The organism is Paenibacillus sp. FSL H7-0714 (assembly GCF_038003765.1).
Lineage (GTDB): Bacteria > Bacillota > Bacilli > Paenibacillales > Paenibacillaceae > Paenibacillus_AQ.
The window spans coordinates 3490594-3507310 of sequence record NZ_JBBOPT010000001.1; the positions used below are offsets into that span (position 1 = coordinate 3490594).

Sequence of the window (16717 nt, forward strand, 5' to 3'; positions counted from 1 at the left end):
ACAGTAAGGAGAGGATTGTTTGAAAAAAATCATACGATTAACCAACCATTCAGCAATAGAAGTAGGATTGACAGGAGGATCAGATCGTCCAACCATTATGTTACCTATCGCTAAAAAATCCGTGTACAATCAGGAGGCAGAAAATCTAAAGCTATGGGGCGTAGATCCTGAATTAGGTAAACATTTTGTTGAAGGTCTCGCAGATACGTTTCAAGTGCTTTATTTTGATTATGAAGGTCATCTCTTTCAACATCCAGTGGACAACTTAACCGTAGACCATATTGTGAAGGATCTGCTCCTTATTGCTGATGAAATGAACGTTAAGAGCTTTAGCTACTACGGTTATTCCTGGCTAGCTTTAATTGGACTACAATTGGCTATCAGAACAAATCGTCTGGAAAGCTTGGTCATGGGAGGTTTTCCGCCATATAATGGTCCCTATCAAGAGATGCTGATTGTAACTCAAAAAACACATACCCAAGCTTTGAATAATCAAAATGAGGTAGCTGAAAAAAACTCCATTGAAACAGAGAATCCTGATGAGATAGACTGGGACAACATCAAAGTATCAATGGATACCCGTGTAACAGCTCAATTTGTTGCCTTATACGAGAGCCTCACTTCTTTTGATGATCGTAGTATTTACCAATTGCTTAGTCTTCCAAAATTAGCTTTTGCAGGAGAAAATGATACTATCGTATATGGTGAGAATTTTGGAAATGTTACCGTTGATATTGCTGGGATATTAAAGAAGAATTCGACGAAGCTGTGTGATTTAGGCTGGGATGTTGAAGTGCTAACGGGAAGCCAAATGGATCATACAAAAGCTATGCAACCAGCCATGGTAATACCATTAATTAAGCCCTGGTTTATAAAACAATTATGAATACAGACTGGACTGTAATTCGGGAGTAGTTGTACCCAGCTGTAAATGAAAGTGAGAGGGTTACAATTAACAAGCTTATTTTGCAAGTAGCATCATCGGTTTTAGCATTTAGTTTACTCGTTGCCTGTAACCATCAACAAGTCAACTCATCTACTCAGGAACAAAAACCATCAGAGGTTAGCTTATTTTCAAAAAACGATCTCATGGATTCCATTGTAATTGACGCAGTAAATGAGGATAAATTAATTCGGGCGGAACAGCAAACGGAAAAGGGAACATTATTGATGATAGCCAAAGGTAGAGAAGAACTTGGGCATTTGGTCGTATCGAGCACGATGGGACAAGAGGGTGATCAGACGTTTCAGAGTAATTACTCTATTATCTACAGACAGGGAGATCAGGACAAAGTCTTAATGGAACTACCCAATTACTTGTTTTTCCGACCATCCAGCAAAAAAATATCCTTTGAGAAGCTGAGTTTTAAAGAAGCTGAGGTTTACATCCTTACTCCTCAATATCAAACAGGTCATGGCGTGGAAGGATATATTTTCGCGATTGATAAGCAAAATGAAGATGTATTCCCATTAGAAATCGTAAAGAAGGATCAAGTCTCGAAAACACTTCTTTATTCAGAAGCTGAGCCTTTACCAAGTGTGGAAAATAATATCTTAGTAGTCCATCCACCAGTTGGAGCAGGTACACAAGAAGCAGAGGCAAAAGATATCTTTTACAAATTGGATTTAAACAATAAACGGTTTGTGGCTGAATAGCATGATTTGAACAAAAAAAGGTCAGTTCACGAAATCGCGGAGCGTCTATGCTTCTATCATGAAGCTGCAGCAATTCTTCTATAGTTTCTACTTTTAATATATTGGCCGGTGTTGCCCATTATAGGGTACACCGGCTTTTTTCATAGGAATCAAAAGGATAAGATCACACGTCATATTATTGGCATTGAATGTCGAAGCTTATGAAGACATAAAATGATTTCCCGCACTAGTACATAAGAAAAAATATTTTTGCAACCAAAACCCTTTTTTTCTTACTTTATAAGTGAGGCCTTAATCAAACTGAACGGAAGTGATGGAGTGGACGATAGTGAAATCATACAGCTGTACTTTGCCCGCAATGAAACAGCAATAGAAGAAACATCCAAAAAATATAGAAATTATTGTTCCAAGATTGCTCATAACATTCTGTCTAATTTTGAAGATTCGGAAGAATGCGTGAACGATACCTTTCTAGGAGCGTGGGAAACGATACCGCCGAAGACGCCTGCTAAGCTCTCATCTTTTTTGGGGAGAATCACACGAAATATCGCGTTAAATAAACACGATTATTACATGGCCAAAAAGCGGAATAAAACATTCGATACGATTCTTGATGAATTAAATGATTGCTTATCCTCTCCAGACAATGTCGAAAGTCAATATGAGGAAGAACAAATCGCTGAATCTATAAGCAATTTTCTGCTGAAGATTAATGAAGATCATCGGAATATTTTTCTGAGACGTTACTGGTATTCCGATTCTTTGGCTGATATCGCAACTCGATTCTCAATAAGTGAAAGTAAAACGAAATCGATTCTTTTTAGAACACGAAAAAAACTCCAATTATACCTTATGAAAGAGGGCTATATCCTATGAATAATAAAGATCTATTTAAGACTATTGGTTATGTAGACGGCAATCTGGTGGAAAAGGCCAACACAGCGAGGCGTACTAATAAGAGAACATATGCGAAGTGGGGAACCATGGCTGCTTGTGCTGCACTTGTGTTAGGAGTGGCCATTTATACATCTCCTCTAAAGACATCATTAACGAATTCACCACAAATCTCGAAGCAAACGCCAGTTTCAGCTCCTACCGGAGTTCGGAAAATTTTAAATTACAACGGATTTCGTTATGCATTTGTAAGTGATGGTGCTCAGTTTAAGTTCACAGGAATGAAGCCTGAAAAATCACTTGGAACCATAGATTTTGATATTAACCAAGAGATCGGGAAGAACAATGGAGGAGAAGTTGTAGAAAAGGATTTCTCGTCTACGTTCGCTGTTGGAGGTAAGTTATATGAAATTCCGACGTACCCATCCCAATTCCGCATCGCTGTTAAAGTTGAGGAGCATTATTATTTGGCAGAAATCGTGGCGAAGACTAACGATTCTACGATGGCCGCTAAGGAATATCTGGATATGTCTAATCTAAAAGAGCATGCAAAAGATATCCATGTTCTTAATCATGTGGGAAATGACGTGTTAAAGAAAATGACAGATCATGCTTCTGTGGAGTCTATCATTGATGGGCTGTACAGCGCAAAAACAGCTGATTTAAGTAATAAAGAATACGAGGCTATTGCAGAGGCGCAATCCCAAGGAAAATCGTATCAGTTAAAGTTCAACCTCAAGGATGGAACCTATATGGGCATGTATATCATTCCTGAACTAAAAGTCGTATCTATGGGAGATGCTTACTATCATTTGCCTGACACCTTTTTTGAACAATCTGGAGAACTTTTTTCAGGGCTTAAACAAGAAGTGTTGCCGCTTTATTGAGTAAAAATGTAATGAGTTGAATTGACGTGGTAATTGAAAGGCAAGGACTAAGGTGATAAACCTTGTTCCTGCCTTTTTGTTTTAGAACTAGGAGTATGAACATGGTTCCTTCAATTACTAGTATATTTACATAGGATAAAACTGAGAATAAAAGGAAATGATATCAAAAACGAACTGGAGGATTGCTACATCATGATCGAAACTTTTCAACTAATTAAGAAGCAGCTTTCTTCCTCAAGTGATATGAAGGAGGAAATCGTCCGAATTCAGGATATCGAGTTGGAGATCCTCTACTTGGACAGCGTTTGCGATGAAAAGAAAATTAAGGATGATCTGATCATCTCCATACTAAAATGCCCAGGAAAAGAGGAATTCAACGATTATCTTACTTCTCTTCTTGACATCAGCAAACCGGAGAAGGACGAAGACATTTTACAGAAGTTGATGATTGGTCATGCCTGTATTCAAATGGAAAATGAGCTTTTCTTGTTCAGTGCGAAAAAAGTGATCAATAATCAGCTTGGGGATGCAAGCTCGGAAACAGCGATATATGGCTCGCAACGTTCATTCAGCGATGTGATTGATACAAATCTCAATTTGATTCGGAATCGTTATCCCTCCCCAAATCTTGTTTATGAGAAAAGAGAGGTTAGTGGATTACTACAGACAGAAGTCGGTTTAATTTATGACAGTCTACTAGTTGATAAGGGAGTATTGAGCGAACTTCAAACGCAGCTAGCTTCGGTCAAACCAGATGTCATTCTTTCGGCGGCACACCTTCAAAGATTACTTACTAGTCGAAAATACTCGCTTTTTCCTATATTGATGATTACGGAAAGACCAGATCGTGTCGCGTTAAATCTGAAACAAGGCAAAATCGTTATACTTGTGGAAGGTAGCCCATTCGTTCTAATCGCTCCGGCTACTTTTTATGATTTCATTTCCTCAATGGATGATACTTTTGAGCAGTTATGGGTCGGTTTTAGTCTTGTGGTACTTCGTTATATCGGCATTTTCATTACTGTGTTACTTCCTGGCATTTATATTTCTCTGGTCTCTTTCAACCCTGAGTTGTTTCAAGCCCAGCTCGCTTTCTCTATTGCCGGTAGTCGTGCGGGTATCCCTTATCCGTCGTACATTGAAGTGCTCATTATGATGTTCTTAATCGATACCTTAATCGAAGCTAGTATACGGCTTCCCAAGTCGATCAGCGCAGCGGCAACGACAGTTGGTGGACTAATTCTAGGACAAGCTGCGCAGCAGGCAAATCTGGTTAGCAATATCATGATTATCGTAACTTCCGCCATTGGCATTGCCAATTTTGTCGTGCCGATCAATGCTATGAGTTTCGCATTACGGATTGTCAAATATCCTTTCATCTTGTTAGCTAGTTTATTTGGATATGTAGGTCTAATCGCAGGACTATTTTGTTTGATCCTTTACTTGAACGATTTAAAAAGCTTTGGGAAACCTTATTTAAAAGTGTTTATCGGAGAACAAGAAAAATTCGGGAAATTATAAAGGAAAGGAGGATATTTTTCCTTGAATCGATATGTTTTTTATGTTTTATGGTGTGATGGGATCACCATCACAGGTCTTTTATTATATACCCTTTTATTGAATGAACGGTTTAATGGAAGCATGCTGGCTATTGTGATAAGTGCGGTTAGCGGCATGATATTTCTTGTAACAATGACCAAGTCACTTGGTTATTTTCCAAGGAAGGGTTTGCCTGAAATCTTTCGGATGTTTTTGCCGGCAGGAGCAAGAATATCATTATTAATATTCTTTTCAATTATGACTATAACAAAAGGATGCATCATGATAGGGTACGCATCAACCTTTTTTAATTTATATCTAACAGATGTAAACACAATTACTATTATGGTATTTATTTTTCTTGCAGTATCTTGGGGAGCTACAAGGTCAAGCAAAACAATATTAAGTACGCTTGAGATCGTTCTTTTTATTTGCATTCCTTTAATATACTATGCATTTACAAAAGCCATCTTTAGTCAAGGAATAGAGTGGAATTCCATTAAAGCAATGGCAGATTATGCATTCATTTGGCCGAAATGGGGAACGATTACGGCTGCAAATAGTGTTTTCTCCGGATTTGTTGGCTTAATCGTATTTAATCGAGTTGTTCCCAGCAAAATCAAATGGAAATACACTCCCATTGTCCTTATTGTTAATTTGCATATATTAGTCACTGGTTTGATTATTTCCATTGGAATTCATGGCACATACGGGGTGGGGAATTATATAGCCCCCACGTATTCTGCATTAGATTCAATTGGTATGATGTCAGGGTTATTCTCACGTACGATTATGCCTTATTTTCTCATCGTCCTTTTTTTGCTCTTAGTGTATGCGTCTGTAACCATTCATGTTGGAATTGAGCTGTTGAAAGGATGCTTCTCTATGAAATTTCAAAATAATCTTCGAAAGGAACAACTATTATCTTGGGCAATTTGTTGCCTATTTACCATTGTTACAGTAATCTACTTCAGTACATTCACTTTAAAACAAATCATAAACCATACAGTCAATTGGCTAGAGTTGCGATTTTATACCGAATTTCTGATGGTCGCGCTTGTTGCGTTGTTTGCTGTAATGAAATGGAAGCGTAAAGTATGAGAAACATTATCCTATTGGTTCTCTGCTTTACAGTGGTTATACAATCGGGTTGTGCATTCAAGGATATCGACAAACGAATATTCGTAATCGCCATCGGAGTAGATCAATCAGATGATGTAAAAAATCCATATCGCGTGACATTGAAATTAGCTTTACCTGCTCAAAAATTTGATCCTTCTGTGAATAATATTCAAATTATAAGCGAAAATTCCGAAACGATATCAGGCGCGATCGGACGAATAAGGTCAAAATCATCGAAAGATCTTAATTTTGGTCTTTTAGAAATATGTATTTTGGGTGAATCATTAGCCCATGAGAGTATCAACGAGCCACTTAATTGGCTGTCAAGAAGATTCGATATTCCGATGGAGGGGATGGTGGCATTAGGGAAGCCCAACGCGGAGACTGTTCTTAAAATGAAACCAAAATCAGAAAATTTTTCAGGTAATGCATTGTTATTAAGTCTGTCCGAATCGGGATCAATCTCATCGTTCACGGTTCCCGAACACCTTTATGATTTCTATCGTCGAACGACGGAAAAGGGCATGGACCCCTACTTGCCTATTATCGAGACCGAAAAAGAGGTATACAAAATTGATATGGTTGCTCTTTTAGACAAACATAAAATAAAAACGATTTTGACAACAGATGAAACGCGCGTCTTTAAAGAACTTCTTCATAGCTATCCTCATTTCGAAATCACCACAAAAATGGTAAGTCAACCTTTTGTCTTGGCAATTGAACAGTTGAAGAGACGTTATACGATTGATACAAACAATAAGAATAAACCAGTTATTCGTGTATCTATTCAAATGCGTGGAGTTGTAGAAGAATTCGTAAATCAGGTGTATGAAGAAAATTGGACTAAATTTGAAAAGCATGTTGAACAGGAAGAAAAGACGAAGATATCAAGTTTGCTGAAAAAGCTGCAAAAAAACGGGATAGATCCGTTCGGTTTTGGATTACTCTATAGAGCTACCCGGCATGAAGGGGATAAGGAATGGGAGCAATGGCAGTCTATTTATCCCGAAGCTGTTTTTGATGTAAATGTTAAAGTTTCTATACAGGGAACGGGAGCAATAAAATAACAAGGCACCGATATTTACGCCTTATTCCATTGAAAGATCAAATATTAAAATTTTAAGGACCTTGACACGACACCATTTGGTGTCCTATAATCAATATGACACTAAATGGTGTCTAATTGGGTGCTGATGAAGTATAATCGGTCACACTACAGGTAATATTACGGAAAAGGTGGGGGTGGTTTTGAACGATAATAGTCAAGTGAGGGATGTATATGACGCTGTTGCAGATCCAACAAGGCGAAAATTACTTCAAATCCTGGCTGATGTTGATGAATTACCCCTACATGAAATCACAGTTCATTTTGATATGGGCCGTACTGCAGTATCTAAGCACTTGTCTATTCTTAAAGAGGCTGATCTTGTAGTTGCTCGAAAGGTTGGTAGAGAAACGAGGTATCGTTTGAATGCCAATCCATTGAAAGAAATTCGGGATTGGGTATCTTTTTACGAAGGCTTCTGGAAAGAAAGAATCGATAAACTAAAACTTTTATTGGAGGAAGAATAATGAAACCAGATGTATCCTTAGATTATCAATTTACAAGCTCCATCGAGAAGGTATGGAACGCTTTGACGGATTCAGATACACTTGCGAAATGGATTTGGAGCAATGACTTTAAACCAGTCGTAGGGCATAAATTTCAATTTCGTGCAGAGCCAAATGAATGGTGGGATGGTATTGTAGATTGCGAGGTTCTCGTAGTAGATGAGCCACATACATTATCCTATACTTGGCATAGTGCCGGAGAAGGTACAACAGTTACTTGGACTTTGAGCAAAGAGGAAGATGGTAAGGTTCATCTGCATCTTGCTCAATCTGGATTTAGTGAGGAGACCAAAGCTCGCCAAGGCGCTATTGAAGGAGCTAAATATGCTTGGGCGAATATGGGCAGTCAGCTTGAAAAAGTATTAGCAGAACTGTAATTTCAAGAATAGGGCGCTTTTCTGAAAATGGAAAGTGCCCTTTTTAATGGAATAAATGATGGCAATACTAAATGAAGAGAATGGAGATGAGATGATACCACTATGAAAATCAATCGATTGATTGCGAACAATATTAATAAGTTAGATGCAGTACTTCCAGTTGAGCAATCCCTAGGGATTGCTGGTTTATCCGGATCTGGTAAAACCACCTTTTGTCAAACCATCGGCGAAGAATCCAAGAAACGTCTCGTTTCTTTATTGCCAAAGGCAGAATATCAGTATTTATTCCCTAACATTATGGAGACTAATTTCAGTGCGATTCAGATGGAAGAAATGCCACTTGTACTTTTTCTAGGGAGATCATCTATTTCTTCCAATCCTCGTTCAACCATTGGCACACATACGGGTGTGTTCACAGAGATTCGAGTTGCGATTGCTGAACAATATAACCTATCGCCAGAGGTTTTTTCATTTAATAATGAATTAGGCTGGTGCCCAGATTGTAAAGGTCGCGGCACTACTAAAAATGTCGAATGTAAAAAGTGTAAGGGTAAGCGATATAATCACGAAGCTGAACAATACAAAATGGAGTTATTAGACCAAGACAAGAGTATTTCCGATATTAATGACTTAAGCATTGAAACCATTTTTTCTCTAGCAGAAGTTCTAAACATTAGTGAAGGTAAACAAAACATTCTAAAGAACATAATCCATATGAATATTGGTTATCTAACCTTAAATCGTATAATGGGTACCTTGTCAGGTGGAGAGTTAACACGACTTTACTTGGCAGAATTCATGGCAACAAGTGAAAATACAGTAATTATCATTGACGAAATCTCTGTGGGTCTGGATCACCAAACCCTTTTGAAAATATTAGAGCAGATAAAACAACTAGGATTTAAGAATCAAATTTGGCTTATTGATCATTCGGATACTGTATTAGACATAACGGACGAGCGATTGTTCTTTGGACCAGGAAGTGGTAAATATGGCGGGAAAATCGTTGAAGAATCGCCACGTCCTGCGCCGATCAATGGAGAAATAAATCAGGCAGCTCCAACTGAATATTATCATTTTCATGATCTTTACTGTCGTAATATTCAAATCGCCGAAATTCAGATTCCTCGTAATAGACTTGTAACGTTCACAGGGGAATCTGGCTGCGGTAAATCTACATTGGTCAATGAGTGTATGTCCAAGGATTTTGTGAAGCGATATCCCAAGGATAAGCTGGTGATTGTGGGGCAGGATCGAAATCAATCGATTACCAGCCGGTCTACGGTTGCGACTTTTCTTGATATTAAGAGAAAGCTCACAAAATATAGCGAAGAGATTGATGATATTTTTCAGCGCTCAATTGAAGATATTATTGATGAACTGCCAAATGAAGACATCGCTCATAAACGTTTAAGTTTATTGATCAAGCTTGGGCTGGGTTATTTAACGTTGGAAAGAAAAACACAGTCTTTATCCACAGGTGAATTTCAATGTGTTCATTTAGTCTCCGAACTATTTGCAGGTTCAAGAAACCCAAATACACTTTTCATTTTTGACGAGCCTTCCAAAGGGTTATCACAAAATATTCTAAATCAATTCATTGATAGCATTAGAGTCATTCTTCAGGACGAATCGGTCTCCATAATGATGATTGAACATAACTCGTATATGCTGGAAAACTCTGATTTTATCGTTGATTTTGGTAAAAGACAGCTTGAACCTGTTGAGCATCTAGAAGTTGTCGGTCATCAAAATTATTATCTCGAGCAAAACAGTGAAGATCATGTCGCCCCATTGCAAATTTCTTCAACACTGCGTCAACAAAATGGCATTAACTATTTAAAAGAAAATCAAATTGCCTACTTTAAAAATGCGGAAAACGTTTATAAAGGTGGCATCTTAAAAAGCTTATCCTCTATGGCGCGTTTGATATATGGTGAATATGAATCAGATACCATTGCACCTGTAATCGCCATTGATCTGGAAAGACACTTATATAGTCAATATACTTTTCTATATGAAATTGGTGGCTTGATCAACCAAATTGTAACGGCACATCCAACTAATAAAGATACAAATAGCTTCGATTTCTATAATCAAGACAATCATTGTCCATGCTGCAAGGGACGTCGAGTCATTGAAAAATTTGATTTTGAAGTTGTTCTTCAGGATAAAAATGTGCCATTTTGGGATGGCTTATTACATCCAGATGCAATGGATATTCTGAAATTCTATCAATTCCCCAAAATAAAATTCATCTTTGATGAGATTAAGAATGAACTCGGACAAGATATCAGTAAGAGCTATAATGAGATGACGGATGCAGAAAAGCATACTTTTTGGTACGGATATTGGGAAAAGTCATTTTATGATAAAGCAAGCAAGGCAACAAGAACTTGGGAAGGCTTTAATTACATCATTGGGAACTACATGGTGATATCAAAAGCGATTATTAAAGAGCATATTAAACAGTCCAAAATACTGATTACCTGTCCAATCTGTGAAGGAACCGTACTAAATCATCATAAGAAGCTAAAGTTTGGCGACACAGATATTCGTGAGATCATTGGACTACCTCTTGATCAAGTGATCAGTACCGTTGGCAAATTACCGATGCTTGAAAAAATGAAAGCTATTGTCGGCGGTGATATGGTTCTAACAGTGGATGTCTCTCTATTACCTAGGGAAATACAAGTTGCTCTAAAAATGCTTGAACTTGAAGTAGCGAGCTTTGCACACTATGAAATGGTATTGCAAAATGCACTGCCATTCTGGGGCGATATTAGCGGCAGTATTGAATCTATTAGCTTGAATAATCAGATTACGATTTGTGATTTTGAGAATATCACCGAAACCAGAGAATACATCATTGATAAGTTTTTCACGAATGGAAAATACAAAAAGCTGACCTATGTTTATGAAGCGTTTGGTTACAAAAAACTGGTCACTCAAATTAATAAAATAAAAGCTAGTCAGCCATGTCCATTCTGTAAAGGAAAGAAAGTCATATCCGAAGATGGACTTCACGATGGCGTTTATAAGTTAACGATTCCATGTGTTAGTTGTTACGCAAGTGGCATTAATGATGAAGGGCGTAAAGAAATTGTCGAAGGCATTGAAGTACAAACTTGGCTAACTGGCAATGTAAGTGATGTTATGTCTGAAAGCTCAAATATTGAGGCTGTAGCAGATATTCCAATTTTCAATCGTATTCGGGAGTTAAATAAACAAGAAATGATGGCCGTTTATCATTACCTTGAAAATAATTAGTTAACCTAATGAAACCGCGCTATGCGCGGTTTTTTATTATATGGACACACATTTGGGATAGCAAACGATGTGACATAACTCACAATTTAGACACATCTTATTAATAGGGATAGCTACATTGAGCTATAGGCATGCAACTTCCTTTTCTTTACAATTAGGCAAATGATAGATTAGAGAATGAATTACTGATAGGGGGTGAACAATGGTTATACGCAAAAGTTTCTGTCACCTCAGAGTAATGCTAATGATGTTATTCAGCCTTTTCTTAATAATCACGACCTACAGTGGGAGTGCCAGTGCAAATACTACTTCGAAAGCGATTCCACTCCAGCCGATTATTAATGCGGCCCAAATCGGAGATTCGATTACTTTAGCTCCAGGTACTTACCTGGGTCCGGTTCAAATTGATAAAAGGCTGACGATTAGCGGGGAAGGAAGGGCAACACTATTAAATTCATCTCCCGATGCTGAGGTTGCAGTTATGATTCAGGCTGATGGGGTAAAGCTTCAAGGACTTAATATACAGCAGCATAACGGGGGAGAAGCAGCAGCGATTCGGGTGGAAGCCGATCAGGTAACTTTGAAAGATTTAGTCATACATACATTTGGCTTTGGCATTATGCTACGTGAGTCTGATAGTGGAGTTATAGTAAACAATAAAATCCGTTGGTTTATACCTGAAGGTGCTGCTTCGGGAAAAAGAGGTAATGGCATCGATCTCTATAACTCTCATGGTTCAGATATCAGAGAGAATGAAATCTCTTATCTCCGAGATGGCATTTATTTAGAGAAGAGTCGCAATACAAAGGTTGATCACAATCGGCTCTATCATTTACGATACGGTGTTCACTGTATGTATATCAATGGATCATCTGTTACGAACAATATTGGAGAATACAATATTACTGGCGCGATGGTGATGGGAGTGAGCGACGTTATGGTATCAGGAAACTCTTTTCGTAAACAAAATCAGAATGTTCATTCTCAAGGAATCCTGCTCTTTGACGTTCGTACCTCTCAGATTGTAAATAACCTCGTGGAAGGAAATCGGGTAGGAATCTATATGCAACAATCCTCCGACAACACTCTCCAGAATAATATGGTGCTCCGAAATTATATTGGGATTCAATTTGAGGGTTCTGAAGGAAACCGCTTTCAGAAGAATGCTTTTATTGCCAATGTGATTGAAGCACAGGCAACGGATTCTAAGAATAATAAGATGACGAGAAATTTTTGGGATTCATTCGAAGGGCTGGATGTATCGGGTGATGGCTTAAGTGATCTGCCATATGCTATTAATCCATTTTATCAGCAATTAGTTACAGAAAATGCTGCTTATCAGCTCTTTTTTCAATCACCGGGCATGACATTTTTAAGCGATCTGTATACAAATGATAAAGAACAATGGTCCACCGATCCAGAGCCGCTTATGCAATTGGATTCAGTTCATGCAGATGTTGGACAAGTTAGTGAGGGGCAAGGGTCGGTGATGGTAGCCGGTTGGCTGCTTTTGTTTTTCTCTCTGATCACAATACTATATATGGGGGTATTACGGTTATGAAAAAATGGAGTTTAATGCTGATGTTGATGGTGGGTTTGTTAATTCTAGCGGCTTGTGGTTCCAAAAAGTTTGAACCTTTGGCGATTAATGAAGAAGTTGATATTTGCGCGATTTGCAATATGCAGGTTAAGGACGATGCCTTTGCTACTCAGCTAACAACGAAAGACGGGAAGAATTATAAGTTTGATGATATTGGTTGTATGAATGAATGGAAGAACAAGAATGGAACCAAAAACATCGGAAAGGATTATGTCCGTGACTATAACGACAAAGAATGGGTGGAATTCAGTAAGGCAAGCTTTGTCTATGATGAGACACTACGCACACCTATGGCTTATGGAGTTATCAGCTTCAAGGACACTGCTTCAGCCGAAGCTTTTGTGAAGGAACAAGGGGTTGGCAGCGTTCTGTCAGCAAGTGATCTGTCCAAGCATGAATGGAAACAAAATACGGATATGATGCAAATGGATATGAATGGCGGAGAAGGTCATATGGACGAGCATAAGTCTGAGGAAATGGAAGGTATGACATCGGATAAAGAGATGGATATGTAATGGTTGATATCCTGCAAGTCGCACGCAGAGAGATTAAAATGGGGTTTCGAAATCCATGGGCTTATTCTTTTTTGGCATTATTTTGTGCGTTTAGTCTTGGCTTACTGCTGATTAATAAACAAAATGAGATTCAAGGCTACACCGCAGTTACAGGTTCCATGCTAAGTCTGATTTTGTATCTGCTGCCGCTTATGACCTTATTCCTAGGCTCTTTTTCACTGACCTCAGAAAAGGAAGAAGGTAGTTGGCAGCTTTTATCTACTTATCCAATAGGAACATTGTCATTTATTCTTGGCAAGTATGTGGGGCTGGCTGTCGTATTACTTACGGTTGTGGCTTTCGGCTATGGTTTAATGGGAATGATTAGTGGAATCTTGGGCATGGCCTATGATTCTACTACTTACTTTCTATTTTTGTTGTTTTCCGCAGGACTTGTTTTACTATTCTTGACCATCGCCTTGTTTATCGGTTCATTATCAAGAAACCGCTGGCAGGCGCTGACTGTTTCTGTTGCTGTGTGGTTTTTCACAGTAATAGGGTGGCCGACCTTTTTGATCGCCTTTTTAGGTTTAATGCCTTATCTCTGGATTAAGCCCTTGCTGGTCGTATTCACAATACTCAACCCAGCAGAGCTTGTTCGGTTATTCGTTGTAATTAAGCTGGGCGGAGGTTCAGTGCTGGGACCTGAATATTACCAATGGGTAGAATGGATAAATGGTTCAAAGGGTAGTTTGTTGTTTATGGGAGTCTGTCTAGTCTGGATGTTGAGCTCGATCCTGTTTGTATATTGGATATGGGAAAGGGGGCGCTCTCGTGGATAACCCCTTAGTGAATGTAAGAGGAATCTCTAAGGTTATTAAAAAGCAAACAATAGTTGAAGAGATTAGCTTTCAAATCCCCACTGGGAGCATACTTGCACTATGTGGCGGTAACGGGGCTGGCAAAAGTACCGTTTTGCGAATGGTTGCGGGTATTCTTCAGCCTTCGGTGGGCGAAATCTCAGTGGGAGGTTTATACTGGCACAAATCACGCAAACAATTCTCGAAACAAATTGGTTATATGCCGGATGATTATCAATTCAATCAGGGGCTGTCGGCAGAGGAAGCTCTGACTTTTTGGGCCGCTCTCCGTAGGGTACCCAATCGCAAAGCGAGAGTAAACGAAGTCCTTGGCTTAGTAGGTCTACAGGATAAACGAAATCGTCTGGTCAACACCTTTTCAAAGGGAATGCGTCAGCGTATCTTATTTGCTCAGGCATTGCTGGCCAAACCTTCGTTGCTAATTATGGACGAACCCACAAACGGTCTTGACCCTTTCTGGATGAATGAATTTGTAGACCTACTCCAAAGAATCAAGGAAGAAGGGCATACTGTTATTTTCTCCACACACCAGTTAGAAATCGCTGATAAGATCGCAGATCAGATTGTCTTTTTAAGTCATGGAAGAAATGTTGGTTCAGGTCCGACCAAAGAATTTCATGCGAAATTTGGTTCTCTGTATACAGCCTTTAATCATAGTCTGGGTCTGAAATGAGCATGCGTCGAATCATTGCTTTGCTGGTGATCATCGCAGCTGTCACGACTGTTGTATGGATATTTAGCCATAATGAAACAAGAGATTCATCTGAGAGGATTGCAGTGGGCTCTATCGCTCCCGAATTTGAAGCTACTACTATAGAAGGTAAAAAGGTTCGACTAAGCGATTTTCAGGGACAGATTGTGGTGCTTAACTTTTGGGCTTCCTGGTGCACGTCATGTGTGCGTGAAATGCTCCTTCTGAAGGACATTCACAAATCCACTAGTTCTCAAATTGAAACCTTGTTTATTAATGTTGGTGAGTCTAAAGGGACAGTATCAGAATATCTTAAGGATCACAGTTTTTCTTTTCCAGTTGTCATCGATGTTACCGGAAAAATATCTACTTCATTCGGAGTTAGTGCGCTTCCTGCTACGTTTATTATAAACGGAGAGGGAAAGATCAAAGAGGCTATATTAGGCGAAATCACAGATTTCCCCTTAATGCAGCTAATCAACTCATATACATATTCCGGTATACAGCTGGAGTGAGATTCTCGAACCGTTTGAAGGTTTTAATAAAATAACCAGTATCACAAAATCCTAAATCATCGCTCACTTGATTAATAGGTGCGTCTGTGGTTTCCAGCAACTGCTTGGCCCATTCAATTTTGAGCCTGGCAACGAAGAGGGAGAAGTTCTCGCCTGTTTCTTTTGTAAATATGCGACTGAAATAACTGGGGCTGATATGACAAAGCTTGGCCATTTCTTTTAGGCTGAAATTTTCATTTTTGTGCGCATAGATGTAATCGAACGCAGGCTGAAGCACTGCATTTGAAGAGACCAACTTTTGTGCTCCATTTTTCAATTTGGTCTCAATAAGCGCTCCTGACAACTCTTGCTGCAGAGACTGAATTTTGCGATAAGTAAGGTCTGTCTCCTCGAAAGATTCTGCTGAAGCAGATATATCGATATCTGTGGTCAGTACTCTTTTGTACAAATCAACGGTGGTACGCTTTTGAATGGCTTCTTCCACGATGTAAGTACTTAACTGTAGAAGTAGGTCCACGCACTTGGTTACTTCATCGTAGGATAGGACAGGAAGTGCTTCGTAATCCTCTTTAAGCGCTTGAAACTTCATGTTCGACTCAACATTAGGTGGCCTAGATACTATCTGCTCCAGCTGTGACACATCAGGTTCACGAAGCTTAAGCTGTCCAGCCATAATTGCACCCAAATATTGATCGTCAATAATAATTGGAATCGCGATATCGATAATATTGAAATGGCATAAATAAATATAAGGCTTGTTCTGGCGTACAGCCTCAATGCCGGCACGAGCATCACATTTTTGACAATAAGGAGAGAGATTAGAATCTTGGCGAACGCCTTGGCAGAAAGGCTGACAGAAGCTGTGCTTAGTCACGGGAACGCCTTTATAATCTACGGTAAGAATCGCCATTTTAGTCACGAGTGATAAAGAATCCTGCAGTTTCTCCCATTTCTTCAAATCAATTATTTCTTCTAAATTAAATCGAGATTTGGACATCACGATATTCTCCTAGGTAAGTTATAGAAACATATTGAACATTATAGCGAATTTTTGCTCAAAAGGACAAGATAATACTATTCCTTAATAAGAAGACAAAAAAACTCGATAAGAAAACGCTTTATTCTGATCTTATTGTTTCATGCATACCGAAATAGAGCAATCTATAATAATAACTATATA

The 16717-nt window shown here is 38.8% G+C and carries 16 protein-coding genes; 15 read left to right on the forward strand and 1 reads right to left on the reverse strand.

The window, feature by feature from the left end:
- Window positions 1–19 precede the first annotated feature (19 nt).
- The 15 genes from NST34_RS15500 (at window position 20) to NST34_RS15570 (ending at window position 15537) form a co-directional block, all read left to right on the forward strand.
- Window positions 20–886, forward strand: coding sequence for an alpha/beta fold hydrolase (locus NST34_RS15500; RefSeq protein ID WP_341128206.1), 867 nt, complete (start codon window positions 20–22; stop codon window positions 884–886).
- Window positions 887–966: 80 nt separating this feature from the next.
- Complete coding sequence (locus NST34_RS15505) at window positions 967–1656, forward strand: hypothetical protein (protein WP_341128207.1); 690 nt, start codon at window positions 967–969, stop codon at window positions 1654–1656.
- 318 nt (window positions 1657–1974) lie between these two features.
- Window positions 1975–2532, forward strand: a complete 558-nt coding sequence (locus tag NST34_RS15510) for an RNA polymerase sigma factor (protein WP_341128208.1) — start codon at window positions 1975–1977, stop codon at window positions 2530–2532.
- The gene (locus tag NST34_RS15515; protein WP_341128209.1) at window positions 2529–3437 is read left to right on the forward strand and encodes a hypothetical protein; all 909 of its coding nucleotides are present in this window, start codon (window positions 2529–2531) and stop codon (window positions 3435–3437) included. Before NST34_RS15510 ends, NST34_RS15515 begins: the two co-directional genes overlap by 4 nt.
- Before the next feature lie 192 nt (window positions 3438–3629).
- Window positions 3630–4958, forward strand: coding sequence for a spore germination protein (locus NST34_RS15520; protein ID WP_341128210.1), 1329 nt, complete (start codon window positions 3630–3632; stop codon window positions 4956–4958).
- Between the two features lie 21 nt (window positions 4959–4979).
- Entirely contained in the window at window positions 4980–6077 is a 1098-nt protein-coding gene (locus NST34_RS15525; protein ID WP_341128211.1) for a hypothetical protein, read from the forward strand.
- Window positions 6074–7165, forward strand: a complete 1092-nt coding sequence (locus tag NST34_RS15530) for a Ger(x)C family spore germination protein (RefSeq protein ID WP_339248262.1) — start codon at window positions 6074–6076, stop codon at window positions 7163–7165. Before NST34_RS15525 ends, NST34_RS15530 begins: the two co-directional genes overlap by 4 nt.
- Before the next feature lie 175 nt (window positions 7166–7340).
- Entirely contained in the window at window positions 7341–7670 is a 330-nt protein-coding gene (locus tag NST34_RS15535; protein ID WP_081951121.1) for an ArsR/SmtB family transcription factor, read from the forward strand.
- Window positions 7670–8086: an SRPBCC family protein gene (locus NST34_RS15540; RefSeq protein WP_042127759.1), complete on the forward strand. Its 417-nt coding sequence runs from the start codon at window positions 7670–7672 to the stop codon at window positions 8084–8086. The genes NST34_RS15535 and NST34_RS15540 overlap by 1 nt, the downstream gene beginning before the upstream one ends.
- Window positions 8087–8188: 102 nt before the next feature.
- On the forward strand, window positions 8189–11356 hold the full coding sequence (locus tag NST34_RS15545; protein ID WP_341060794.1) for an ATP-binding cassette domain-containing protein: 3168 nt from the start codon (window positions 8189–8191) through the stop codon (window positions 11354–11356).
- 202 nt (window positions 11357–11558) lie between these two features.
- Complete coding sequence (locus NST34_RS15550; RefSeq protein ID WP_341128212.1) at window positions 11559–12917, forward strand: right-handed parallel beta-helix repeat-containing protein; 1359 nt, start codon at window positions 11559–11561, stop codon at window positions 12915–12917.
- On the forward strand, window positions 12914–13471 hold the full coding sequence (locus NST34_RS15555) for a nitrous oxide reductase accessory protein NosL (RefSeq protein WP_076286794.1): 558 nt from the start codon (window positions 12914–12916) through the stop codon (window positions 13469–13471). Before NST34_RS15550 ends, NST34_RS15555 begins: the two co-directional genes overlap by 4 nt.
- Window positions 13471–14292: an ABC transporter permease gene (locus NST34_RS15560; RefSeq protein WP_341128213.1), complete on the forward strand. Its 822-nt coding sequence runs from the start codon at window positions 13471–13473 to the stop codon at window positions 14290–14292. The genes NST34_RS15555 and NST34_RS15560 overlap by 1 nt, the downstream gene beginning before the upstream one ends.
- On the forward strand, window positions 14285–15004 hold the full coding sequence (locus NST34_RS15565; protein ID WP_076299731.1) for an ABC transporter ATP-binding protein: 720 nt from the start codon (window positions 14285–14287) through the stop codon (window positions 15002–15004). Before NST34_RS15560 ends, NST34_RS15565 begins: the two co-directional genes overlap by 8 nt.
- Window positions 15001–15537 (forward strand): redoxin domain-containing protein, encoded by a 537-nt coding sequence (locus tag NST34_RS15570; protein ID WP_341128214.1) that lies wholly within the window; start codon window positions 15001–15003, stop codon window positions 15535–15537. Before NST34_RS15565 ends, NST34_RS15570 begins: the two co-directional genes overlap by 4 nt.
- Here the strand turns inward: NST34_RS15570 and NST34_RS15575 are convergent.
- Window positions 15500–16534 carry a PocR ligand-binding domain-containing protein gene (locus tag NST34_RS15575; RefSeq protein ID WP_341060797.1) on the reverse strand — a complete coding sequence of 345 codons (1035 nt, stop codon included), beginning with the start codon at window positions 16532–16534 and terminating at the stop codon, window positions 15500–15502. The genes NST34_RS15570 and NST34_RS15575 overlap by 38 nt on opposite strands.
- Window positions 16535–16717: the final 183 nt, after the last annotated feature.

Bases quoted from the DNA above. Each gene is read 5' to 3' on its own strand.
- NST34_RS15550 (WP_341128212.1), top strand. From the start codon at position 11,559: ATGGTTATACGCAAAAGTTTCTGTCACCTCAGAGTAATGCTAATGATG.
- NST34_RS15560 (WP_341128213.1), top strand. From the start codon at position 13,471: ATGGTTGATATCCTGCAAGTCGCACGCAGAGAGATTAAAATGGGGTTT.
- NST34_RS15520 (WP_341128210.1), top strand. From the start codon at position 3,630: ATGATCGAAACTTTTCAACTAATTAAGAAGCAGCTTTCTTCCTCAAGT.
- NST34_RS15575 (WP_341060797.1), bottom strand. From the start codon at position 16,534: ATGTCCAAATCTCGATTTAATTTAGAAGAAATAATTGATTTGAAGAAA.
- NST34_RS15530 (WP_339248262.1), top strand. From the start codon at position 6,074: ATGAGAAACATTATCCTATTGGTTCTCTGCTTTACAGTGGTTATACAA.
- NST34_RS15555 (WP_076286794.1), top strand. From the start codon at position 12,914: ATGAAAAAATGGAGTTTAATGCTGATGTTGATGGTGGGTTTGTTAATT.
- NST34_RS15515 (WP_341128209.1), top strand. From the start codon at position 2,529: ATGAATAATAAAGATCTATTTAAGACTATTGGTTATGTAGACGGCAAT.
- NST34_RS15540 (WP_042127759.1), top strand. From the start codon at position 7,670: ATGAAACCAGATGTATCCTTAGATTATCAATTTACAAGCTCCATCGAG.
- NST34_RS15570 (WP_341128214.1), top strand. From the start codon at position 15,001: ATGAGCATGCGTCGAATCATTGCTTTGCTGGTGATCATCGCAGCTGTC.
- NST34_RS15545 (WP_341060794.1), top strand. From the start codon at position 8,189: ATGAAAATCAATCGATTGATTGCGAACAATATTAATAAGTTAGATGCA.